Here is a 22,111-nt window from a genome sequence, read left to right as displayed (position 1 = left end):
GGATTAGAAATGAGTGTTCTTGAAGTAAAAGGATTAACGAAGGTGTACCAATCAAAAGGTTCAGTAGCGACGACTGCTTTAAATAATATAAATTTTAAAATAGAAGAAGGCGAATTTGTAGGGATTATGGGTCCTTCAGGAAGCGGGAAAACAACGCTTTTAAATTTATTAGCAACAATCGATAAGCAAACTTCAGGTCATGTGCTTGTAAATGGCGAAGAAATTAATCAAATGCGTGCTGCAAAGTTAGCGGAGTTTCGCCGTACACATTTAGGGTTCATTTTCCAAGATTTTAACTTACTTGATACGTTATCGATTAAAGAAAATATCATTTTACCACTTGTCATGGCGAAGAAATCTGTAAATGAAATCGATGCAAAGGTGCTTGAGATTGCAAAGTTTTTAAATATCGAAGAAATTTTAAATAAAAAGGTATATGAAGTATCAGGCGGACAACAACAACGTGCAGCAGCAGCGAGAGCAATTATTCATGAGCCTACGTTAATTTTAGCGGATGAACCAACTGGAAACTTAGATTCGAAGTCAGCAAAATCATTAATGAGCGCGTTGCAAGACTTACATGAACAAAAGAAAGTAACAATTGCAATGGTAACGCATGATCCGGTAGCGGCGAGTTATTGCGAACGTATTCTATTCATTCGCGACGGAGAAATTTTCTCAGAAATACATAAAGGAAGAACGAAACAAGCCTTTTTCCAAGAAATTCTGGACGTACTTGCGATGCTAGGAGGAGAATATCATGAACTTTCGCCAGCTCGCGCTTAATAACGTAAAAGGAAATTGGCGTAATTATAAAGCGTTTCTTATAAGTAGTTGTTTATCGATAGTCGTATTTTTCATGTATGCTTCCTTCATTTATCATCCAGATGTCGTAAGCGGTAATATTAGTATGAGGGAAATGATTTCAAAAGGATTAGAATCGATGAATTATATTGTAGTCATCTTCTCAGCACTCTTTATTTTATATGCAAATTCAACATTTTTACGTGCAAGGAAAAAAGAGTTTGGTCTATTAACATTAATAGGCGGAACGAAGTCTCAACTTGGCCGAATGATTATATTAGAACAGCTTATGTTAGGTAGTATTGCAATTGTAGTAGGTATTGGGCTTGGTATGCTTTGTTCAAAATTATTTTTCCAAGCATTAAGTGTAATATTGAAAATAGATAAAACACTTCCACTCGTATGGAATAGTAAAGCAGTTTTGATTACAGCGGGTGTATACTTTATTCTATTTTTAATCCTATCATTGTTTAGCGTGTGGACAGTAGGACGCTTGCAAATTATTGATTTATTAAGAGAAGCAAGAAAACAAAAAGTAGAACCTTTTGCATTTACATGGTTATGTATAGCGGGGGTAGGATGTATTATTGTTGCATATGTACTTAGCTTCCAAGTGACATTTATGAATTTTATCATGCTGTTTTTACCGATTGTAGGGCTGACGATAGGCGGAACGTATTTACTGTTTACACAAGGCAGTACAGTCGTATTAAAGGCGTTACAAAAACGAAAAAAATCTTTTTATACATATCCAAATATGTTCGTACTTAGCAATCTGATTTATAAAATGAAAGATAATGCTCGTTTTCTATTTGTAATTTCTATCATTACGGCCGTTGTATCTTCGGCAGTTGGTACACTGTACGTATTTTTTGAGGATATGAGTTATAAGGCAGTAATTAGTACTCCGCATGCTATTTCGTATGAGGAAAAGGGAATTAATACGCATAATGTCATAAAAGAAGGAAAAACAAAAGAATTAATAAAAAAACACGGATTTGAAGATGCACGAGAAGTAACGTACGTAAAACTTCCTGGAAGTCAAAAAATCACGATGTTTAACGGTGAACATGAAGTGCCGATGGCGATTGTTTCAGAAAAAGAATATAACGCTGAAGTACGTAAACAAAAGAGAGAGCAAGTTAGAGAAGTTCATAATGCACCAGGTAGTGCAACGATGGTCGTAATGGATATGGCGAACGATATGATGAAGATAGATCGTTCGAAACCGTATGAAATTAAAATTAACGGACAAACGCAGTCTGTTCAATTAAATGAGCCAACTCCATTTTCTGTTTTTAATGATAGTGAATATCTCATTGTGAATGATCAAGATTTTGAGAAATATGCAAAGCTCGTACCAGATGAAGAAAAGACGAAATATTACGGTTATTATATAGAAGACTGGAAAAGTACGGAAGACCTTGTGTTAGATTTGAAAAAGGAAATTGCACCAGATAAGCAAATGGAACTAAACAACTCAGTGCTTGCTTATAAAGATATAAGAGAATCAGGAGCAATTACGATGTTTATCGGTTTCTTCGTAGCTGTACTGTTCTTCTTCTTCGCTTGTAGTATGACATACTTTAAATGGTTTAACGATAAAGAACAAGATCGTATTCAATTTAAATCGTTAAAGAGAATCGGTATGACAGATAAAGAAATTCGGAAAATTGCAATTCGACAAATGGGTGTTATCTTCTTTATACCAATTGTAATCGGTGCAATTCATAGTGGGTTTGCTCTTCATACGTTAGGAAAAATGCTTTATATCGATTTATGGAAATCAGGTGCGATTGTAATTGGGGCATACATTGTAGCTTCTGCGATTTACTTTATGATCGCGCAAAGGGGATATTTGAAACACGTGCAAAGCTAGGGGAACCTCTAGCTTTTTGCCTATGTAGTAAGTTATAGGGGGACAATAGATGAACATTCGGCAACTAGCGCTACAAAATATAAAAGGAAATTGGCGTAATTATAAAGTGTTTTTCTTAAGCAGTTGTTTTGCAATATTTTCGTCTTTTGCATACATGTCTGTCATTGTGCATCCGTATATGCAAGAGACGATGTGGTATCAAAACGTACGTTGGGGGCTTATCATATGTAATGTTATAATCATTTCTTTTTTCGTCATATTTATTTTGTATTCTACTTCTATTTTTATAGAGGCACGTAAGAAAGAGTTAGGATTATATATGTTAATGGGGGCAACGAAATCTAACGTAATAGGAGTGATTATGACCGAGCAAATATTGATCGGGGTATTTGCTAATATTTTCGGTATAGGGATTGGCATGATCTTTTTGAAACTCTTTTTTATGGTGTTTAGCATGCTAATGCGTCTTCCAAAAGAACTCCCTGTCATATTTGACGTGAAAGCGATTGGGGTAACGTTTATTACATATATGGTTGTTTTTATTCTGTTATCTTTTATAAGTGCTTTACGTATATGGAATATAAAAATCATTCGGTTATTGAAAGAATTTCGAACTGATAAAAAAGAGAAGAAACCATCAATGTGGCTTTGTATATTCGGTTTTATTTGTTTAGGGATAGGGTATGCGTTAGCGTTACAGGCGACGATGCCAACGATAGCATTCTATTTTTTCCCTGTGTCTATACTTGTCTTTTTCGGAACGTATTTTTCTTTTACACACGGAACTGCTCAAATATTAGAAATGATAAAACGAAATAAAAAGATTATGTATACATATCCGTATTTATTTATAGTGAATCAACTGTCACATCGAATGAAGGAAAATGGTCGCTTTTTCTTTATGCTTTCTATGGCAACGACATTTGTAGTTACGGCAACAGGTACGGTGTTCTTATATTTTTCTAGCATGCAAGATATGTGGCGGGATGGGGGCGCACACTCATTTTCATACATAGAAAAAGGTATTTCTACCCATGAAGTCTTTGAGGAAGGTACGGTTGAACAATTATTGCACCAATATGGGTATGATGATTTTCAAACTATGAGTTTTGTTGGAGTGTATGCATCTTTTCAGTCCAATAAAGGAGAAAAAGAAGTAGCGCCACTCATTAAAGAAAGTGAATACAATCAGGAGGCAAGAAAACAAAAACAGAAAACGTATCATCCTAAAAAAGGAACAGTTACACTCGTTTATTATAGTAAATACAATCATCCGTATATATATGATCAAAAAGAAATTCAATTACAAGTAATGAATCAAACATATGCATTCGTATTTAATGGTCAGAAGGAAGGGGTACAATTTAACCATCATCCTTCGCACATTAATGGTCTGTTCTTCGTCATGAATGATGAAGATTTTGACAGTATAGCAAATAAGATTCCTGATTCTGAAAAAATAATATATCGAGGATACACATTATCAAATATCGAAAATACGAAAAAATTAAATGAAGATTTACGGAAACATATGAAACAAGATGATAATAACGCATTTCGAAGTAATATGGAGTTATATGTGAATATGAAAGAGTTCGGCAATATTACTCTATTTATAGGCTCATTCATTAGTATATTATTTTTCCTTACATCATGTAGCATCGTATATTTTAAATGGTTTCATAATATTGCATCGGATCGTAAAGAGTACGGTGCGCTTTCTAAGCTTGGAATGACGAAAGAAGAAGTGTGGAAAGTTTCCCGTTGGCAATTATGTATGCTATTTTTTGCGCCAATTATAGTAGGGAGTATGCATAGTGCGGTTGCGTTGTATACGTTTCATAATACAATCTTTATGGATGGTTCATTAAGAAAAGTAGGCTTGTTTATTCTGTTTTACATCGCTGCATGCATCATTTATTTCTTTTTCGCTCAAAGAGAATACAGGAAACATTTAGACTAGCGAATGCTAGTCTTTTTTTAATATTCGAAATTTACATAGAAGAATATAAAAAAGTATGGTATAACAGTAAGAAAACGAAAAAGAGGGGAAAAGACGATGATTCGAGTAGGATATTTAGGACCAGAAGCAACATTTACAAATATGGCGGTGAGTCGTTTTTTTCCAGAAGCAGAGCATGTACCGTATCGAACGATTCCAGATTGTATGGATGCAGCTGCAAATGAAAATGTAGATTATGCAGTGGTACCACTAGAAAACGCCATTGAAGGTTCAGTGAATATAACAGTTGATTACCTTGTACATGAACAACCACTTTCTATTGTAGGAGAAATTACAGTACCCATTCAGCAACATTTACTTGTACATCCGCAGTATGCAAAAGTGTGGGAAGAAGTATATGCAGTGCATTCTCATCCGCACGCTATTGCGCAATGTCATAAGTTTTTAAATGAAGAATTAAAAGGGGTCACTGTCCGAGATATGACATCAACAAGTGCTGCTGCACAATATGTGAAAGAACATCCTGAAGAAAAAATCGCTGCTATTGCAAATGAAGCAGCTGCAGAAAAATACGGATTAACGATCGTAAGACGTAGTATTCATACGCATAAAAATAATCATACGCGCTTCCTCGTGCTCCATAAGAAAAAGAAAGCAATACTCTCAAATAACGGAGAAAATCGCGGAGAGAAAACGACGCTTATGATAACGTTACCTGCTGATTATGCAGGGGCACTATACCAAGTGTTATCAGCTTTCGCATGGAGAAAATTAAATCTATCAAAAATCGAATCTCGCCCGATGAAAACAGGTCTTGGTAATTATTTTTTCTTAATCGATGTCGATAAAGCATACGATGATGTATTATTGCCAGGCGTAACGATGGAACTTGAAGCACTCGGCTTTTCTGTTACTGTGCTGGGGAGTTATTCTTCTTATTGGTTGTAAGGGGGAGTTAGGTTATACCGTCTGATAGATAAATAAAATCCCACCTATAAATGGTGGGATTCTTTATTTTAACTTCGCAAGACGATCTTCTAACTGACCACGCCAAATATCAGCTAGTTCTGGAACAGCAAGAATCTTTTCAATGCCATCTTTATCTTTTCTATTATGAAAATAAATTTCGTTAGAGAATAAAACAGATACATTGCTCGGTTGACGTTCTAGTAATGTAATTTTTGAGTCTTTACGTACAGTACCTTCTTGAAGAACACGGCATAAGTAGCCAGTAAATCCAGTTGCTACAATGCGCGGCAAAATGCCAGGGATGCCAAGACGTTTTGAAATTGTGCTACAAGGTACGCGGGCTTGCGTCACTTGAATGATTGCTTCACCTAGTTGATATGTATCTCCGATGCAAACATCACGCTCTAACATATTTGTTACGGTAATGTTTTCACCAAATGTGGAAGCTTGAAGCGTTGTTTGAAATTCCTCTTCCCATAGTGCGTAATGCTCATGTGGGTATACACAAACAGCGCGATCAGGTCCCCCGTGATGTTTTAAATCTGCTACGTCATCACCAAGGAAGCCATCTTTTGAGAGAAAAGCTTCTTCTGTAGAATTTTTACATATACCTGTTATCATTTCTTTATCTTCGCCATATTTCATTTGTTTCGGTTTGCCAATGCTAAAGTGAACGAGTTCAATTCCCATATGTGATCTCCTTTACGATTGATTACAATATTATAGCACTAAAAAAGCACAGAGAATGATAAAAACTCTGTGCTTTGCATGAATTAATAAACGAGAAATCCTGCTTTATCTAGCGCCTCACAAGCAGCGTCTAACTTTTCCTTAGAATCTGCCTCAATTGTATGTAAGTGAATACCATCTGTTAGTTGCGAAAGATAGGAAGCATTTGTGTTTTCGATTTTTTGTAAATATTGCTCTACATCAAAGCGATTACTTACCATGATGGATGCTGTTAAGTCACCGTATACAGGATGCTCAACTTTTACATCTTTAATCGTAACGCCGTGGTCAACAAGCATTGTAAGTTCCTGACGTACTTCCGCTGGTTTATGTTGGCATACGATTACGCGTTCGAAAGCTTGTTGTTTCTCTTGTGGTTTTAAATATAAATATCCTTGAGCAGTTGCAATAATCGGTTCGTTTCGTGCTTTGAGTAAGGAAATATCTTGCACGATCACTTGTCGACTTACGTTTGTCTTTTTCGATAGTTCATTCCCAGATAACGGTTCATTTGCAGCAAGAAGCCACTGAAGGATAAGCTGTCGTCTTTCTTCGCCTAAAATCTTTTTTTGTTCATTTTGTTTCATTATGATTTAACACCTCTATAAAATTGATTTCCAATTGTGTGTAGTGCATGAATAGTAGTATCAATTTGATCTTTCGTTGTTTGTTGCCCGAAAGAGAAGCGGACATATTGTTTCGCCTCTTCATACGTTTTTCCAATTGCAAGCATTGTTTTCGAAGGTTCTTGTTTACCGACTTGGCAAGCACTTCCGGTTGAAATGGCAATACCATGGCGATTACATTCTAGCATTGTATATTGACCTTCTATTCCTTTTATTGTAACCCCAATAATATGTGGTAAACAAGAAGTAGAATGACCTTCTACTTGAATTTCTAGAGGAAGTGTTTGTAATCGCTCTAAAAAGTAGGATCGTAACTCTTTAAAACGTAAGCTTTCTTCCTGTTGATTTTTTAATATATTCTCAGCAGCTGTTAAAAAAGATGCGATGCCAGGAACGTTTACTGTACCTGGGCGAAACCCTTTTTCGTGAGAAGTTCCCGGAAAGATTTGTGCCCAGCGAATTTGCGGATTTATATAGCAAGCACCAACACCCTTTGGTCCGTATATTTTATGTGCTGAAACAGAAAGACTATCAATTCCCATCTCAAAAACATTGATAGGAAGTTTACCAAATGTTTGCACACAATCTGAATGAAATAAAACGTTATATTTTTTTAAAAGTGCTCCGATTTCTGCGATGTTTTGAACGGTTCCAATTTCAGAATTTCCGTGCTGTATGCTTGCTAGAACAGTATTTTCTGTAATAGCTGTTTCTAAATCATCTAAATGAATGAGCCCGCCTTCATCAACAGGAATTTCAGTAATTGTATACCCTTCTGATTGTAAGGATTGAAAATAACTTCGAATGGATGCGTGTTCCATAGGTGTCGTAATAATATGTTTCTCGCTTCTAGCCTTTAAAAGGGATTGGATCGCAAGGTAGTTGGATTCCGAACCACCGCTCGTGAAGAATACCCCTTGTTCCTTTCCGCCAATCATGTCAGCAAATGTTTTTCTGCAAACTTGTAGTAAAGAAGAAGCTGTTCCTCCAATATCATGTAAACTTTGTTCATTTCCGAAGTATTGCGATGCTGCTTTCATATATGTTTGTAACGCCTCTTCACTCATAGGTGTAGTAGCTGCATAGTCAAGATATATCATCATGTAAGTTCCTCTCCCTAGTAAGAGTTACATTTCTTGTATTTTTTAAATGGTAGTGAAAATAAGAATTATAAAAAAACTCTTGTCATTATTTTAAAACTATGTAAATATAGGTGTCAAGACAGTTGAAAAGTGTAAAGTAGGAGGCAACAATTATGCCAAGTGCAGATGTCTTAATTATTGGAAGTGGCGTTGCGGCACTTCGTGTTGCGAAAGAGATTTGTCACGAAAAGAATGTGATTATTATCACAAAGGAAACGAATCGTAATAATAATACATATTTAGCGCAAGGTGGAATTGCAGCAGCGGTTGCTACATATGACAATCCAAATGATCATTTTGAAGATACGTTAGTAGCAGGATGTCATTATAACAATGAAGATGTGGTCCGTTATTTAGTCGAGGAAGGACCGAAAGAAATGAATCATCTCATTGAAAATGGAATGAAATTTGATGGAGATGAAACGGGTCCTCATCTTGGAAAAGAAGGCGCACATCGAAAGCGTCGTATTTTACATGCAGGTGGCGATGCAACAGGAAAGAATTTATTAGAGCATTTCATTCAAGAAGTAGCTCCGCACGTTACGGTAGTGGAACAGGAAATGGTGCTCGATTTTATTATAGAAAATGATAAATGTGTTGGAGTTTTAACAAGAACTAGTGAAGGGAAGTTGAAGCGTTACGTTGCAAATTATACGGTGTTAGCAACAGGTGGGATTGGCGGTTTATACGCCTTTACTTCTAATGATAAGACAATTACGGGTGATGGACTTGCGATGGTGTACCGCGCAGGAGGGGAGCTCGTAGATTTAGAGTTTGTACAATTTCATCCAACAATGTTATACGCGAACGGTCGATGCTGCGGCCTCGTCTCTGAAGCTGTCCGTGGTGAAGGAGCTGTCCTTATAAATGGAAAAGGGCAGCGTTTTATGATGGATATACACCCAGATCACGATCTCGCTCCGCGCGATGTAGTAGCAAGAGCGATTCATGAGCAGCTTTTGGCGGGTGAAAAAGTGTATGTAAATACCGAGTCTATCCAAAATTTCGAAGAACGTTTTCCGACTGTATCATCATTGTGTAAAAAGAATGGTGTCGATATAAATGAAAAACGCATTCCGATTGTACCCGGTGCTCATTTTCATATGGGTGGCGTGAAAACGAACTGTGATGGAGAGACGTCCATTCCAAATTTATATGCGGTCGGTGAAGTAGCTTGTAATGGTGTTCACGGTGCAAATAGGTTAGCAAGTAATTCGTTATTAGAAGGTCTTGTGTTTGGAAAAAGAATAGGACAACATATTTTAACGAAAGCGGCAAAAGAAAGATTGAACACCCTAGCTGAGAAGGAAAAGAAATTTATCGTTTTGAATCATTTGCCGGCGAAGGAAGAAATAAAAGAATGCATGATGAAATATGTTGGGATTGTGAGAACAGAGCAAAGTTTATCTTCTGCAAAGAGATGGCTTAGTAAGTACGGTGTTCGAAATATGATCTTACAACATGATGCCCTTACAAATGAAGAGATAACGCTCATTAATATGTTAACAGTTTGTGAGCTTATAGTCGTATCAGCTTTGCAAAGAGAAGAAAGCATTGGTGGTCATTATCGAAGTGATTATCCAGATAGAAATAGCGAAAAAAAAGAGATTGTTCGAGTGAAAAGAAAATTACAACTTGTGTGATGAAGGGAAGAGGGGCTTTATGAACACGATAAAAGTGAAAGAAGCATTAAATCGATTTTTTCTAGAAGATATAGGAGAACGAGATGTAACGTCTCAGCTTATTTTTCCAGACAATTTACTTTCAAAAGGAACGTTTCTTGCGAAGGATATGGGTGTCTTTGCGGGGCGTGTAGTAATTGAAGAAGGATTTAAATTAATTGATGAAAGAATTGAAGTGGAGCTTCATAAAAAAGATGGAGATCTTGTAGAAAAGGGCGAAATAATAGCAACTGCGCAAGGGCCAATTGCTTCGTTATTAACGGCAGAGCGCGTTATATTAAACGTTATCCAGCGTATGAGTGGGATAGCTACGATGACACGTAAAGCTGTGCTTACTTTAGATAGTGGTCATACACGTATTTGTGATACGCGAAAAACGATGCCAGGGCTACGTATGTTTGATAAGTATGCAGTCGTGTGCGGAGGCGGATTTAATCACCGTTTCGGCTTATATGACGGTGTCATGATTAAAGACAATCATATTGCTTTTGCTGGTTCTATTACGAAAGCTGTTACATCGGTGAAAGAAAAATTAGGACATATGGTGAAAGTAGAAGTGGAAACAGAGACAGAGGAACAAGTGAGAGAAGCTGTAGCTGCTGGTGCGGATATCATTATGTTTGATAATCGTACGCCAGATGAGATTCGGGAGTTTTCAAAGATTGTACCAAGTGCCATCGTTACGGAAGCATCAGGAGGCATTATAATTGAAGATTTATCGAAATACGGAAAAACAGGGGTAGATTATATTTCACTTGGAGCGTTAACACATTCAGTGAAAGCACTTGATATTAGTTTCAATATTGAGGCGTAAGGAAAGTGGCTTAGAGGGGGAGAAAGAAATATGAGTATTTTAGAAAAAGTGCAACCGATTGAAACGATGTTACCAGAGCGTTATTACACGATGTCAACAGAAGATATGGAAAAGCGTGTTCGTGCAATTAAAGAAAAAATGGGGGAAACACTATTTATTCCAGGACATCATTACCAAAAAGATGAAGTGGTACAATTTTCTGATGCAGCAGGAGATTCACTTCAGCTTGCGCAAGTTGCAGCGAGCAATAAAGAAGCAAAATATATTGTATTTTGCGGCGTACACTTTATGGCAGAAACAGCAGATATGTTAACGACAGACGATCAAATCGTTATTTTGCCAGATATGCGTGCAGGCTGTTCGATGGCAGATATGGCAGATATTGAACAAACAGAAAGGGCATGGAAAGAGCTCACAAAATTATTTGGAGATACGATGATTCCGTTAACGTATGTTAACTCTACAGCTGCAATTAAAGCATTTTGCGGTCGTAATGGCGGAGCGACAGTAACTTCTTCTAATGCAAAACAAATGGTATCTTGGGCGTTTACACAAAAAGAGCGTCTTGTCTTTTTACCGGATCAACATCTAGGAAGAAATACAGCATACGATTTAGGTATCCCATTAGATAAAATGGCAGTATGGGACCCGCATACAGATTCATTAGAGTACGATGGAGATATGGAAGAAATTCAAGTGATTTTATGGAAAGGGCATTGTTCGGTTCATCAAAACTTTACAGTGAAAAACATTGAGAATGTACGGAAAAATCATCCGGATATGAATATTATTGTACATCCAGAATGTTGTTATGAGGTTGTTGATGCTTCGGATTACGCAGGATCAACGAAATATATTATTGATATGATTGAAGTAGCGCCACCTGGAAGTAAATGGGCAATTGGTACAGAAATGAATTTAGTGAACCGAATTATTCAGCAGCATCCAGATAAAGAAATTGTTTCACTTAATCCATTTATGTGTCCGTGTTTAACGATGAACCGAATTGATCTGCCGCACTTATTATGGGTGCTTGAAACGGTAGAAAAAGGAGAAGAAATTAACGTTATTAGCGTAGATAAACAAGTGACCGAAGAAGCGGTTCTTGCATTAAATCGTATGTTAGAGCGTGTATAAAGCAGCGGGGTTTCCGTTGCTTTTTTTCGTACATATAATCATAACGAGAATGAAATGGGCATACATTGTTGTGAAGAAATCATTGCGATTTTCTTATGCTTATTCCACTTCTAATGATATTGAAAATCGAAGAAGTGATACAAGTGAAAAGAAGTTAACGTTATTTAGAAAGGGTTACTTCATGAGATTTGTTACTTATAGATAAGTTATACAGGAGGGGGAAAATTTGAAAATTCATATCGTGCAAAAAGGGGATACCCTTTGGAAAATTGCGAAAAAGTACGGAGTGGATTTTGATACGTTGAAAAATACAAATACACAACTTAGTAATCCAGATTTAATCATGCCAGGTATGAAAATTAAAGTACCATCAAACAGCGTTCACGTAAAACAACATGCTGGGGCAGGTTCAGCGCCTCCGAAGCAATACGTAAAAGAAGTGCAACAAAAAGAGTTTGCATCAACGCCAACTCCGCTTGGAATAGAAGATGAGGAAGAAGTTACGTATCAATCAGCGCCAATTACACAGCAACCTGCTATGCAACAAACACAAAAAGAAGTTCAAGTAAAACCACAGAAGGAAGTGCAAGTAAAACCACAAAAAGAAGTACAGGTAAAACCACAGAAGGAAATGCAAGTGAAACCGCAAAAAGAGGTACAGGTAAAACCGCAAAAAGAAGTGCAAAAAGAAGTGCAAAAAGAAAAGCCAATTCAAATAGAAAAACCAGTTGAAAAACCGTCTGTTATTCAAAAACCACCTGTTATAGAAAAACAAAAACCAGCAGAAAAAGAAAACACGAAGTTTTCGGTAAATGTATTACCACAGCCACCGCAACCACCAATCAAAGCGAAAAAAGAATATAAGATTTCAGATGTAATTAAAAAAGGAAGCGAGTTAATTGCTCCTCAAATTACTAAAATGAAACCTAATAACATCATTTCTCCGAAAACAAAAAAAGATAATATCGTGTCGCCACAAGTGAAGAAAGAAAACGTAGGAAATATCGTGTCACCGCAAGTAAAGAAAGAAAATGTAGGGAATATAGTATCACCGCAAGTAAAGAAAGAAAATGTAGGGAATATAGTATCACCGCAAGTAAAGAAAGAAAATGTAGGGAATATCGTGTCACCGCAAGTGAAGAAAGAAAATGTAGGAAACATAGTGTCACCACAAGTAAAGAAAGAAAATATAGGGAATATCGTGTCACCGCAAGTAAAGAAAGAAAATATAGGGAATATCGTGTCACCGCAAGTAAAGAAAGAAAATGTAGGAAATATAGTATCACCAAATGTATCGAAAGAAAATGTAGTGATTCCACAAGTCATACCGCCAAATATTCAAATACCAAACATCATGCCGATCATGGACAATATCCAACCACCAAATATCATGCCAATCATGGATAACAATCAACCACCAAATATCATGCCAATCATGGATAACAATCAACCACCAAACATCATGCCAATTATGGATAATAACCCAATACCAAACATTATGCCGATAATGGATAACAACCAAATGCCAAATATGATGCCGATAATGGATAACAACCAAATGCCAAATATGATGCCGATAATGGATAACAATCAAATGCCGAATATGATGCCAATCATGGATAACAATCAAATGCCAAATATGATGCCGATAATGGATAACAATCAAATGCCGAACATGATGCCAATCATGGATAATAATCAAATGCCGAACATGATGCCAATCATGGATAACAATCAACCACCGAATATGATGCCATATCAAATGCCATACCAACAGCCTATGATGCCACCAAATCCATATCAAATGCCGTATCAACAAGGAGCACCGTTTGGACCGCAATATACGTCTATGCCAAATCCAAATATGATGCCAATGGATAATAATATGCCACCGCTCGTGCAAGGAGAGGAAGATTGTGGATGCGGAGGAGAGAGTAGGTTATATAGTCCGCAACCAGGCGGTCCGCAATATGCGAATCCTTTATATTATCAACCAACTCAATCGGCATATGCACCGCAGCCAGGAACGATGTATTATCAACCAGATCCACCAAATGTATTTGGGGAGCCGGTTCCAGAAGAAGAGGATGAAGAAGAAGTTTAAAAAAGGTGGGATTATTCCCACCTTTTTTTGTATGTAGAGTCGTTCTGAAAATGGAAGATTTACATCAAATGTTAGAAAATCCCCAGTGAAATATTAACAGTGTAAAAACCTTCTCTGTTACTCATCATAAGAGGGAGCTTTTCAGAAGAGAAGTTCATTCTAACAGAGGGGGTTTTTGTATTGAATACGAAAGTAAAAGTGATTGCTGCTTCTTTGTTAGTTACCAGTGCGTTAGCTGCATGTGGTACACCAAAAGATAACAATGCAATGGATGGACGTAACTACAATTACGAGCGTACATCTTATAATGATACACATCAGTATCGTGATAATGTAACGCGTAATGATCGTTATACAGATTATGTAACATATAGAAATGGTCGTAACGATACAGGATATAACAATTATTACCGTGATGTAAATTACAACGGTCAAATTGCTAATCCACATCCAACACGTAATATTACAATGAACAATTCATACATTAACAATGATGGTAAAACAGCAGAAAGAATTACAAATCGTGTGAAACGTATGAATAACGTAGACCGTGTGTCTACAGTTGTATATGGAAACGATGTAGCGATTGCGGTGAAACCACGTAATCCAGTATCGAATGAAACAGCGCTTGCAAATGAAGTTCGTCAAGCGGTTGTAAATGAAGTTGGAAATAGAAACGTATATGTTTCTGTAAGAAATGACATGTTTACTCGTGTCGATGCAATGAGTACACGTCTACGTAATGGTACAGTTACAAACGATTTTAATCGCGACATAACAAATATGTTCCGAGATATTCGTTACGGTTTAACTGGTACTGTGCGATAGCAAAACGAAAGAGGAAGGGGGAGCCCTTCCTCTTTATTCATCGTTATCGTGTAAACGACGCTTTTTAATAAAATAACTAACGGAGTAAGACACTAAAAAGCATAGGAAGAAAATACTGCCTGTTAAAATAGCTTCAAAGAGAGGTCTTCCCGGACTGAAAATAATATAAATAATAGCTACAATAGTTCCTATGATAAAAGAGCGTAAGACAAGTTTGGAATAAGGAGTTAATTTTATTTCTTTTTCGCCTTCTTCTACATCGATTGAAACACTTAACTGTAAATAAGCAAGTAAAATACTTGTAAGCATAAATAATAGCCACAATGGAGATTTCGTAATTTGATCTATTCCTTCAGTGAATCCGATATAGCCTAAAATGCCAATTATACCAAGTGATTGAAAAAGAAAAGCAATTCGAATGTTTTTTAACGTTTGCAGAATGAGACGTTCATCCTTAATTTTTTTCATAATATCTATCTCCTGTTTATTATGATTTCGCTGTTATATTAATTGTAACATATATATTACATTTATCAATTTATAATTTACATATATTTTTTGGATGGAAAAGGAAATAAAATATTTTTATAAACATGTTGCACTTATACTTTATTAATGTTATATTAGCAAAGCGATGAGCTAATTTACGTAAGACGAGAGATATGCTTAAGTGCTAAACACGCGAATGTGGTCGCCTGGTCTCTCGCCGTAAACGCATCAAGACGCCTGCTTTGCAGGCGTCTTTCATTTTATATAAAAACAAATGCTAGTGCAGATAAGGTAAAACTTTATCTGCATTTTTTTATTTTTGATATAAATGTAATATGGTCATTATGGATAAAACCCCCATTTCCGGAAAAACTACTAATGAAAGTTTGATCTTTCCTAAAAGAGGTGAACGGAAATGAGATGGATACTGATTGCGATGCAAGCTTTCGTTATGATGTTTTGTTTCGCTTATGAAACGAATGTGAAGGCGGAAGGCCCAGTACCAGAAGTAACAGAAAAAGAGCCTGAAGTTACAATTTTATTAGAGCGAATGTATGTTGATGGAGAAGTAAGTGAGGAAATATTTACAGAAAAAGTAGCGGACTTAGAAAAGTTTTTACAGCAATATAAGGAATGGCAGCTCGTTGATCGTGATGATGTACAAATCGTATTACAAAAGAAAATTGATGATATTTCTCCGTTATTAAAGACGAGCGGTTATTTCGGTGTGTCAGAGGAAGGGATATTACAAATTTTCAAAGGTGTACCGAAAAGTGATAATGCGATTCATTCCTTCTTTCAAATTGATATGAAAAAGCTGGAGAGTTATGAGCGTGCGAAATTGAAGCGTGGTATTCGTATTAAATCAAAAGAAGGTTTTGTGAAGACGATTGAAAAAATGAAGCAATACGCAGTGCAAAATAAGAAAAAAAGCAGCTCATGGTGAGCTGCTTTTTTCTTATTTATTTTTATCTAAAATTTGTTTTGCGATTTCATCGATTAGCATGTCTTTTCCGATTGGATTGAATGCTTTCGTATTGAAGATTTCATTCGATACTTCGTATACGTGATTATTTTTAACTGCTTTGTTGTCTTTCCAAACGGCACTGTTTTTGTAGTCTTCGTAAACCTTATCAGCTTCACCGCCAAAGTTTACAATAAACATTTGATCAGGTTGGAATGCAACAAGACCTTCTAGTGATACTTGTGCCATCGTTTGTTTTAAATCTGTACCTTTTGTTGCTGGAAGTTTTAAGTCGTTAAAGATGATGTCACCGTATCCGAAGCTACCGTATACACGGAAGTTTTGTGGCGTAACTGCGATGAACATAAAGTTCTCATCTTTTGTTTTTTCTTTAATCTTTTTAGATAAAGAGTCTGCTTTTTTATCGTAGTCTGCAATCCATTTGTCTGCTTTCTTTTCTTCGTCAAACAGTTTACCTACTTCTTTAAACTTACCACGCCAGTCTTCTAAGTTTGTTTCTAGAACAACTGTTGGTGCAACTTTTTCTAATTGATCATAAATCTTCAATTGACGATTATTTAAAATAATTAAGTCTGGTTTTAAAGCCGTAACAGCTTCTAAATCAACTTTAGGTGCCCAGTACCAACCTACTGCTTTTACACCATCTAATTTCTCTGTTAAGTGATTTTGGATTTTATCTTTATATGTATTTGCTGTACCAACAGGTTTGTGTCCAAGAAGTAATAATTCTTCTGTTGATCCAGATAAGTCAACAATTCGCTTTGGATTTACTGGAATTGTAGATTCCCCTTTAGCGTGTTTTACAACTTTTGTTTTCGGTTGTTCTTTCGCTTTTGCTTCTTCTTTTTGAGAAGAACAGCCAACGATAGAAAGAACGACTAGCATAATAGTAAATAAAATAAATAACTTCTGTTTCATCCTGATGTAACCCCTTTAATTAATATTGATAATCATTATCGACTTCTGTATATTAAAGTGCTTCGCACTTTCTGTCAATGGAAAATAACAGAAGTTTCTAATAGAGAACATTTGTTGGGGTAGTCTCGCTTTTCTATCATTAAATATGTTAAAATGGAATACATGATTTAAGAGGGAGAGATCGTATTTTGTTTGAATATGTTACAGGTTACGTGGACTATGTAGGACCGGAATATGTCGTAATTGACCATAATGGAATTGGGTATCAAATTTTCACACCAAATCCGTATGTATTTCAAAGAAGTAAGCAAGAAATCCGTGTCTTTACATATCATTATGTGAGAGAAGATATTATGGCACTTTACGGGTTTAAAACACGTGAAGAGCGTTTATTATTTACAAAGTTGTTAGGTGTATCTGGCATTGGACCAAAAGGCGCTCTTGCAATTTTAGCTTCTGGTCAAACAGGACAGGTCGTTCAAGCGATTGAACATGAAGACGAGAAGTTTTTAGTGAAATTCCCGGGCGTCGGAAAGAAAACAGCACGCCAAATGATTTTAGACTTAAAAGGAAAACTAGCTGACGTCGTACCAGATGCATTTGTTGATTTATTCTCAGATACAGAACGTTTTGATGAGAAGAAAGGTTCATCAGCTGAGCTTGATGAGGCGCTGGAAGCTCTGCGTGCACTTGGATACGCAGAACGAGAAGTTTCTCGCGTTGTACCAGAGTTATTAAAAGAATCATTAACGACGGATCAGTATATTAAAAAGGCACTTAGTCTTTTACTAAATGGTAAGAGGTGAGTATAATGGACGAACGTCTCCTTTCAGGGGAATCTGCATATGAAGATTCGGATTTAGAATATTCATTACGGCCACAGACGCTCCGTCAGTATATTGGCCAAGATAAAGCGAAACATAATTTAGAGGTGTTTATTGAAGCAGCGAAAATGCGTGAAGAAACGTTAGATCATGTGCTTCTATATGGACCACCAGGACTTGGTAAAACGACGCTTGCAAATATTATAGCAAATGAAATGGGCGTTAATGTTAGAACAACTTCAGGCCCAGCAATTGAAAGACCAGGAGATTTAGCAGCTGTATTAACAGCGCTTCAGCCGGGGGATGTATTATTTATTGATGAAATTCATCGTTTGCATAGATCGATTGAAGAAGTGCTATATCCTGCGATGGAAGATTTTTGCCTTGATATTGTAATTGGGAAAGGACCGTCAGCACGATCTGTACGTTTAGATTTACCTCCATTTACATTAGTTGGAGCAACGACACGTGCAGGGGCATTATCAGCACCACTTCGTGACCGTTTCGGTGTACTTTCAAGATTAGAGTACTATACAGTAGATCAGTTGTCTGAGATTGTAGAACGTACAGCAGAAGTATTTGAAGTTGAAATTGATTCGTTAGCTGCACTAGAAATTGCAAGACGTGCTCGTGGTACACCTCGTATTGCGAATCGTTTATTAAGACGTGTGCGAGATTTCGCACAAGTTCGTGGTAACGGAACAGTTACAATGGAAATTACACAAATGGCGTTAGAACTACTGCAAGTAGATAAATTAGGTCTAGATCATATCGATCATAAATTATTGCTTGGTATTATTGAGAAATTCCGTGGTGGCCCAGTCGGGTTAGAAACGGTTTCGGCAACGATCGGAGAAGAATCGCATACGATTGAAGATGTGTATGAGCCGTATTTATTACAAATTGGCTTTTTACAACGAACGCCAAGGGGCCGAATTGTCACGCCGCTTGCATATGAGCATTTCGGAATGGAGATGCCAAAAGTATGACGGAGATGCCAAAATTGCTTATTACAGCAGGTATCTTACTCATTGTTGTCGGATTAGCTTGGAAGTTCATTGGAAGACTTCCAGGCGATATTTTTGTGAAAAAAGGAAACGTTACCTTTTATTTTCCTATCATTACATGTATTGTGTTAAGTATTGTATTATCTTTTATTATGTATATAATAAATCGATTCAAATAAGAAATAGGTGGATATAGTTATGGATATAAATCTGTTTGATTTTCATTTACCAGAAGAACTTATTGCACAAGTCCCGTTAGAAGATCGTGAAACATCAAGATTAATGGTGTTAGACCGTGAAACAGGCGATATTGAGCATAAACATTTTTCAGACATTCTTTCTTACTTACATGAGGGGGATTGCTTAGTTTTAAATGAAACGAAAGTTATGCCTGCTCGTTTGCATGGTGTGAAAGAAGATACAGGCGCGCACATTGAAGTACTGCTTTTAAAACAAGAAGAAGGCGATACGTGGGAAACGCTTGTTAAGCCAGCGAAACGTGTAAAAGAAGGAACTGTTATCTCTTTTGGCGAAGGGAAATTAAAAGCAACTTGTACAGGAACTGCAGATCAAGGTGGACGTCAGCTTGAATTTTCATATGACGGCATCTTCTATGAAATTTTAGATGAACTTGGAGAAATGCCACTTCCTCCATATATTAAAGAGACGCTAGAAGATCGCGATCGCTATCAAACGGTATATGCGAAAGAAATCGGCTCAGCAGCAGCGCCAACTGCAGGACTTCACTTTACAGAAGAGTTACTGGAGAAGTTAAAACAAAAAGGCGTCGGGTTAGCTTTCATTACACTTCACGTAGGGCTTGGAACATTTAGACCAGTTTCTGCCGATACGATTGAAGAACACCATATGCACGCAGAATATTACCATATGTCTGAAGAGACAGCGGCATTATTAAATCGTGTGAAAGAGAGTGGTGGACGTATTATTACGGTAGGTACGACTTCAACTCGTACGTTAGAAACAATTGCGACAGATCATGATGGCAAGCTTTGTGCTGCTTCTGGCTGGACAGACATTTTCATGTACCCAGGTTATGAATTTAAAGCAATTGATGGTTTAATTACCAACTTCCATTTACCGAAATCAACATTAATTATGCTTGTAAGTGCATTTGCAAACAGAGATAATGTACTTCATGCTTATAATGAAGCAGTAAAAGAAAAATATCGTTTCTTTAGCTTTGGTGATGCAATGTTCGTTGCATCTCACGCTAAAATGGGAACCAAATAAAAGGAGTAAATTATGACAGCAATTCGTTATGAATTTATTAAAACTTGTAAACAAACAGGTGCCCGTTTAGGACGTGTACATACGCCGCACGGTTCATTTGATACACCAACATTCATGCCAGTTGGTACACTTGCAACAGTTAAAACAATGTCACCAGAAGAATTAAAAGCAATGGATTCTGGCATTATTTTAAGTAATACGTATCATTTATGGCTACGCCCAGGTCACGAAATTATTCGTGAAGCAGGTGGTTTGCATAAATTTATGAACTGGGATCGTGCAATCTTGACGGATTCTGGTGGTTTCCAAGTATTTAGTTTAAGTGACTTCCGTCGTATTGAAGAGGAAGGTGTTCACTTCCGCAATCACTTAAATGGAGATAAATTATTCTTATCACCAGAAAAAGCGATGGAAATTCAAAATGCATTAGGATCAGATATCATGATGGCATTTGATGAGTGTCCACCATTCCCAGCTACTTTTGAATATATGAAGAAGTCTGTAGAACGTACAAGCCGCTGGGCAGAACGTTGTTTAAAAGCGCATGAACGTCCACAAGATCAAGGTTTATTCGGTATCGTACAAGGTGGAGAGTTCGAAGAGCTTCGTCGTCAAAGTGCAAAAGACCTTGTTTCAATGGACTTCCCTGGTTACGCTGTAGGTGGTTTATCTGTTGGAGAACCAAAAGATATTATGAACCGTGTACTTGAGTTTACAACACCACTTCTTCCAGATAATAAGCCACGTTACTTAATGGGAGTAGGTTCTCCTGACTCATTAATCGACGGTGCAATTCGTGGTATTGATATGTTTGACTGTGTACTTCCAACTCGTATCGCTCGAAATGGTACATGTATGACAAGTGAAGGTCGTCTAGTTGTAAAAAATGCGAAATTCGCAAGAGACTTCGGTCCGCTTGATCCAAATTGCGATTGCTATACATGTAAAAATTACTCTCGTGCGTACATTCGTCACTTAATGAAATGTGATGAAACGTTCGGAATTCGTTTAACGTCTTATCACAACCTGCATTTTCTGTTAAACTTAATGGAGCAGGTGAGACAAGCTATTCGTGAAGACCGTCTTGGCGATTTCCGCGAAGAATTCTTTGAACAGTATGGCTTTAATAAACCGAATGCTAAAAACTTCTAATACATAATTTAAAAGGAGGAAACAAAGATGAATCCAGGTATGATGAATATCGTTATGATTGTTGCGATGTTTGCGATTTTCTATTTCTTATTAATTCGCCCGCAACAAAAGCGTCAAAAAGCAGTTGCTCAAATGCAAAGTGAGTTATCAAAAGGTGATGCTATCGTAACAATCGGTGGTTTACACGGTACAATCGAATCAGTAGATGATACGAAAATCGTTATTAAATCTGGTGGTTCACACTTAACTTTCGATCGCAATGCGATTCGTGAAGTTGTGAAAAACTAATGAGGAAGGCCCTGCATGAAATGTGCAGGGCTTTTTTTAGTTATTTTGTTTTGACATATTTACCCCGAAAATACCACCGAGTGTACTTGCCCCCATTAATGCTAATTGATAAAGTAACTGTGAGTTCGATAAAGTTTGAGAGAAGCCTAAATAGTTAACTAGAAAAACAAGTATAGCGAATGTAAGACCTGTTGTGAAACCTACTAGCCAACCTTTCCCTTGTGCCTTTTTGCCGGCAGTAAATCCGGATATAAGCATAGATAAAAGAGCAAGTATAAAAATAGTAACGGCTAATGTCCCTTCATTCATATCTGTAAATTTTAATAAAAGAGCCATAACCATGCTAATAATTGTTGCCAGAATTAATAAGGTAATGATACCAAAGCCGATTGCAGTTGATAATTTTTTCGTTCCATCCATTTATACATTCCCCCTTTTTAATACAAGCATATTTTCTTTTTGCTGAAGTTAGACTAGTTTATTTTTTATAGGGGAGTCTATATGTAAAAAAGGAGATGTA

General features: G+C 36.8%; 21 protein-coding genes and 1 pseudogene. 16 read left to right on the top strand and 6 right to left on the bottom strand.

From position 1 onward, the window contains the following. Positions 1–9: 9 nt before the first annotated feature. The 4 genes from MR115_RS06725 to pheA all read left to right on the top strand — a co-directional run bounded on the left by MR115_RS06725 (position 10) and on the right by pheA (position 5,594). The gene (locus MR115_RS06725) at positions 10–786 is read left to right on the top strand and encodes an ABC transporter ATP-binding protein (RefSeq protein WP_071726566.1); all 777 of its coding nucleotides are present in this window, start codon (positions 10–12) and stop codon (positions 784–786) included. Then, entirely contained in the window at positions 761–2,683 is a 1,923-nt protein-coding gene (locus tag MR115_RS06720; RefSeq protein ID WP_242240550.1) for an ABC transporter permease, read from the top strand. The genes MR115_RS06725 and MR115_RS06720 overlap by 26 nt, the downstream gene beginning before the upstream one ends. A gap of 49 nt (positions 2,684–2,732) precedes the next feature. Then, a complete protein-coding gene (locus tag MR115_RS06715) occupies positions 2,733–4,646 on the top strand; it encodes an ABC transporter permease (protein ID WP_242240548.1) in 1,914 nt (637 codons plus the stop codon). Between the two features lie 96 nt (positions 4,647–4,742). Further along, positions 4,743–5,594, top strand: a complete 852-nt coding sequence (gene pheA / locus MR115_RS06710; RefSeq protein WP_100062955.1) for a prephenate dehydratase — start codon at positions 4,743–4,745, stop codon at positions 5,592–5,594. 63 nt (positions 5,595–5,657) lie between these two features. On the opposite strand, the gene MR115_RS06705 is transcribed toward pheA, so the two are convergent. The 3 genes from MR115_RS06705 to MR115_RS06695 all read right to left on the bottom strand — a co-directional run bounded on the left by MR115_RS06705 (position 5,658) and on the right by MR115_RS06695 (position 8,073). Beyond that, entirely contained in the window at positions 5,658–6,305 is a 648-nt protein-coding gene (locus MR115_RS06705) for an MOSC domain-containing protein (protein ID WP_242240546.1), read from the bottom strand. 83 nt (positions 6,306–6,388) lie between these two features. Next, positions 6,389–6,931 carry a transcription repressor NadR gene (locus MR115_RS06700; protein ID WP_000812272.1) on the bottom strand — a complete coding sequence of 181 codons (543 nt, stop codon included), beginning with the start codon at positions 6,929–6,931 and terminating at the stop codon, positions 6,389–6,391. Further along, on the bottom strand, positions 6,931–8,073 hold the full coding sequence (locus MR115_RS06695) for an IscS subfamily cysteine desulfurase (protein ID WP_242240544.1): 1,143 nt from the start codon (positions 8,071–8,073) through the stop codon (positions 6,931–6,933). Before MR115_RS06695 ends, MR115_RS06700 begins: the two co-directional genes overlap by 1 nt. Before the next feature lie 152 nt (positions 8,074–8,225). Here MR115_RS06695 and nadB point away from each other — a divergent pair, with 152 nt between their 5' ends. From nadB to MR115_RS06670, 5 genes and pseudogenes are all read left to right on the top strand, one after another. Continuing rightward, positions 8,226–9,755, top strand: coding sequence for an L-aspartate oxidase (gene nadB / locus MR115_RS06690; RefSeq protein WP_242240542.1), 1,530 nt, complete (start codon positions 8,226–8,228; stop codon positions 9,753–9,755). 19 nt (positions 9,756–9,774) lie between these two features. Next, positions 9,775–10,608, top strand: coding sequence for a carboxylating nicotinate-nucleotide diphosphorylase (gene nadC / locus MR115_RS06685; protein ID WP_242240540.1), 834 nt, complete (start codon positions 9,775–9,777; stop codon positions 10,606–10,608). 30 nt (positions 10,609–10,638) lie between these two features. Beyond that, the gene (nadA, locus tag MR115_RS06680; RefSeq protein ID WP_242240538.1) at positions 10,639–11,745 is read left to right on the top strand and encodes a quinolinate synthase NadA; all 1,107 of its coding nucleotides are present in this window, start codon (positions 10,639–10,641) and stop codon (positions 11,743–11,745) included. A 226-nt stretch (positions 11,746–11,971) separates the two neighbouring features. Continuing rightward, positions 11,972–12,128 (top strand): annotated as a pseudogene (safA, locus tag MR115_RS30220) (SafA/ExsA family spore coat assembly protein); the annotation flags it as partial. Between the two features lie 1,901 nt (positions 12,129–14,029). Beyond that, positions 14,030–14,677: a YhcN/YlaJ family sporulation lipoprotein gene (locus tag MR115_RS06670; protein WP_063260732.1), complete on the top strand. Its 648-nt coding sequence runs from the start codon at positions 14,030–14,032 to the stop codon at positions 14,675–14,677. 33 nt (positions 14,678–14,710) lie between these two features. Here MR115_RS06670 and MR115_RS06665 read toward each other — a convergent pair whose 3' ends face one another. Further along, entirely contained in the window at positions 14,711–15,145 is a 435-nt protein-coding gene (locus MR115_RS06665) for a branched-chain amino acid ABC transporter substrate-binding protein (protein WP_242240535.1), read from the bottom strand. A gap of 436 nt (positions 15,146–15,581) precedes the next feature. Here MR115_RS06665 and MR115_RS06660 point away from each other — a divergent pair, with 436 nt between their 5' ends. After that, positions 15,582–16,112, top strand: coding sequence for a BofC C-terminal domain-containing protein (locus tag MR115_RS06660; protein ID WP_242240532.1), 531 nt, complete (start codon positions 15,582–15,584; stop codon positions 16,110–16,112). A gap of 12 nt (positions 16,113–16,124) precedes the next feature. Here MR115_RS06660 and MR115_RS06655 read toward each other — a convergent pair whose 3' ends face one another. After that, positions 16,125–17,069, bottom strand: coding sequence for an iron-hydroxamate ABC transporter substrate-binding protein (locus tag MR115_RS06655; protein WP_242240530.1), 945 nt, complete (start codon positions 17,067–17,069; stop codon positions 16,125–16,127). 188 nt (positions 17,070–17,257) lie between these two features. On the opposite strand from MR115_RS06655, the gene ruvA reads away from it, so the two are divergent. From ruvA to yajC, 6 genes are read left to right on the top strand one after another with little or no spacing between them, the layout of a single operon-like run. Then, the gene (ruvA, locus tag MR115_RS06650) at positions 17,258–17,875 is read left to right on the top strand and encodes a Holliday junction DNA helicase RuvA (RefSeq protein ID WP_061677193.1); all 618 of its coding nucleotides are present in this window, start codon (positions 17,258–17,260) and stop codon (positions 17,873–17,875) included. A 5-nt stretch (positions 17,876–17,880) separates the two neighbouring features. Further along, positions 17,881–18,882: a Holliday junction branch migration DNA helicase RuvB gene (gene ruvB / locus MR115_RS06645; RefSeq protein ID WP_000344467.1), complete on the top strand. Its 1,002-nt coding sequence runs from the start codon at positions 17,881–17,883 to the stop codon at positions 18,880–18,882. Next, positions 18,879–19,079: a DUF2905 domain-containing protein gene (locus MR115_RS06640; protein WP_000138162.1), complete on the top strand. Its 201-nt coding sequence runs from the start codon at positions 18,879–18,881 to the stop codon at positions 19,077–19,079. The genes ruvB and MR115_RS06640 overlap by 4 nt, the downstream gene beginning before the upstream one ends. Before the next feature lie 19 nt (positions 19,080–19,098). Then, complete coding sequence (gene queA / locus MR115_RS06635; RefSeq protein WP_242240528.1) at positions 19,099–20,151, top strand: tRNA preQ1(34) S-adenosylmethionine ribosyltransferase-isomerase QueA; 1,053 nt, start codon at positions 19,099–19,101, stop codon at positions 20,149–20,151. A 12-nt stretch (positions 20,152–20,163) separates the two neighbouring features. Then, a complete protein-coding gene (gene tgt, locus MR115_RS06630; RefSeq protein ID WP_000125362.1) occupies positions 20,164–21,303 on the top strand; it encodes a tRNA guanosine(34) transglycosylase Tgt in 1,140 nt (379 codons plus the stop codon). A 27-nt stretch (positions 21,304–21,330) separates the two neighbouring features. Next, on the top strand, positions 21,331–21,591 hold the full coding sequence (yajC, locus tag MR115_RS06625) for a preprotein translocase subunit YajC (protein ID WP_001068068.1): 261 nt from the start codon (positions 21,331–21,333) through the stop codon (positions 21,589–21,591). Positions 21,592–21,627: 36 nt separating this feature from the next. On the opposite strand, the gene MR115_RS06620 is transcribed toward yajC, so the two are convergent. Further along, positions 21,628–22,011: a TIGR04086 family membrane protein gene (locus tag MR115_RS06620; protein ID WP_000349143.1), complete on the bottom strand. Its 384-nt coding sequence runs from the start codon at positions 22,009–22,011 to the stop codon at positions 21,628–21,630. Positions 22,012–22,111 lie beyond the last annotated feature (100 nt).

The organism is Bacillus cereus group sp. BfR-BA-01309 (assembly GCF_022664315.1).
In the GTDB taxonomy this organism is placed as follows: domain Bacteria; phylum Bacillota; class Bacilli; order Bacillales; family Bacillaceae_G; genus Bacillus_A; species Bacillus_A mobilis.
The sequence above is the reverse complement of the archived record's forward strand: the minus strand, read 5'-3'. Positions and strand labels throughout refer to the sequence as shown.

What these genes read in the sequence shown, in the direction of transcription:
- MR115_RS06705 (WP_242240546.1), bottom strand. Translation starts at nt 6,305, where the DNA reads ATGGGAATTGAACTCGTTCACTTTAGCATTGGCAAACCGAAACAAATG.
- nadB (WP_242240542.1), top strand. Translation starts at nt 8,226, where the DNA reads ATGCCAAGTGCAGATGTCTTAATTATTGGAAGTGGCGTTGCGGCACTT.
- MR115_RS06665 (WP_242240535.1), bottom strand. Translation starts at nt 15,145, where the DNA reads ATGAAAAAAATTAAGGATGAACGTCTCATTCTGCAAACGTTAAAAAAC.
- nadA (WP_242240538.1), top strand. Translation starts at nt 10,639, where the DNA reads ATGAGTATTTTAGAAAAAGTGCAACCGATTGAAACGATGTTACCAGAG.
- MR115_RS06620 (WP_000349143.1), bottom strand. Translation starts at nt 22,011, where the DNA reads ATGGATGGAACGAAAAAATTATCAACTGCAATCGGCTTTGGTATCATT.
- ruvB (WP_000344467.1), top strand. Translation starts at nt 17,881, where the DNA reads ATGGACGAACGTCTCCTTTCAGGGGAATCTGCATATGAAGATTCGGAT.
- MR115_RS06700 (WP_000812272.1), bottom strand. Translation starts at nt 6,931, where the DNA reads ATGAAACAAAATGAACAAAAAAAGATTTTAGGCGAAGAAAGACGACAG.
- yajC (WP_001068068.1), top strand. Translation starts at nt 21,331, where the DNA reads ATGAATCCAGGTATGATGAATATCGTTATGATTGTTGCGATGTTTGCG.
- MR115_RS06695 (WP_242240544.1), bottom strand. Translation starts at nt 8,073, where the DNA reads ATGATGATATATCTTGACTATGCAGCTACTACACCTATGAGTGAAGAG.
- MR115_RS06720 (WP_242240550.1), top strand. Translation starts at nt 761, where the DNA reads ATGAACTTTCGCCAGCTCGCGCTTAATAACGTAAAAGGAAATTGGCGT.
- nadC (WP_242240540.1), top strand. Translation starts at nt 9,775, where the DNA reads ATGAACACGATAAAAGTGAAAGAAGCATTAAATCGATTTTTTCTAGAA.
- MR115_RS06640 (WP_000138162.1), top strand. Translation starts at nt 18,879, where the DNA reads ATGACGGAGATGCCAAAATTGCTTATTACAGCAGGTATCTTACTCATT.
- tgt (WP_000125362.1), top strand. Translation starts at nt 20,164, where the DNA reads ATGACAGCAATTCGTTATGAATTTATTAAAACTTGTAAACAAACAGGT.
- MR115_RS06715 (WP_242240548.1), top strand. Translation starts at nt 2,733, where the DNA reads ATGAACATTCGGCAACTAGCGCTACAAAATATAAAAGGAAATTGGCGT.
- MR115_RS06660 (WP_242240532.1), top strand. Translation starts at nt 15,582, where the DNA reads ATGAGATGGATACTGATTGCGATGCAAGCTTTCGTTATGATGTTTTGT.
- MR115_RS06725 (WP_071726566.1), top strand. Translation starts at nt 10, where the DNA reads ATGAGTGTTCTTGAAGTAAAAGGATTAACGAAGGTGTACCAATCAAAA.
- pheA (WP_100062955.1), top strand. Translation starts at nt 4,743, where the DNA reads ATGATTCGAGTAGGATATTTAGGACCAGAAGCAACATTTACAAATATG.
- MR115_RS06655 (WP_242240530.1), bottom strand. Translation starts at nt 17,069, where the DNA reads ATGAAACAGAAGTTATTTATTTTATTTACTATTATGCTAGTCGTTCTT.
- queA (WP_242240528.1), top strand. Translation starts at nt 19,099, where the DNA reads ATGGATATAAATCTGTTTGATTTTCATTTACCAGAAGAACTTATTGCA.